1 protein-coding gene is annotated in these 605 nt (G+C 69.4%); it reads right to left on the bottom strand.

Annotated features, from left to right (window positions below; translation table 11 throughout):
• Positions 1–8: 8 nt before the first annotated feature.
• The coding region (locus tag ACFFP0_RS30935) for a Gfo/Idh/MocA family protein (RefSeq protein WP_377266075.1) at positions 9–605 on the bottom strand (597 nt) is incomplete at its 5' end.

The raw sequence follows: 605 nt of genomic DNA on the forward strand, positions 1-605 counted from the left end.
TGTGCGTGCTAGAGCCTGACCCATGCGCCGTTTTTGCGTGAGGAGGCGACGCAGGCCTGGACGAAGGCGACGCCGTCGAGGCCGTCGTCGACGGTCGGGTAGAGGACGGCGCCGTCGGCGGGAATGCCCTTTTTCTTCGCGTTGATGGCGCGCGCCGCCTCCGTGTAGATCGTCGCGAAGGCTTCGAGATACCCTTCCGGATGGCCGGACGGGATGCGCGAGACGCGGGCGGCCGCGGGACCGGCGCCGGCGCCGGCCCGGGTCAGCAGCCGTTTCGGCTCGCCGAAGGGCGTGAACCACAGATAGTTCGGATCGGCCTGCACCCATTCGAGGCCGCCCCTGTCGCCATAGACGCGGATCTTCAGCCCGTTCTCGTTGCCGGGCGCCACCTGGCTGCACCACAGCATGCCCTTGGCCGGCTTTTCTCCCCCTACGGCCTCGAAACGCAGCAGTACATGGGCGTTGTCGTCCAGGCGACGCCCCTCGACGAAGGTGTCGAGATCGGCCGCGAGGCTCTCCAGCCTCAGCCCGGTGACGAACGCGGCGAGATTGTAGGCATGCGTGCCGATGTCGCCGGTCGAGCCGCCCGCCCCCGACCGGGCCGG

This window comes from Neorhizobium puerariae (genome assembly GCF_042429745.1).
GTDB classification, from domain to species: Bacteria; Pseudomonadota; Alphaproteobacteria; order Rhizobiales; family Rhizobiaceae; genus Neorhizobium; species Neorhizobium puerariae.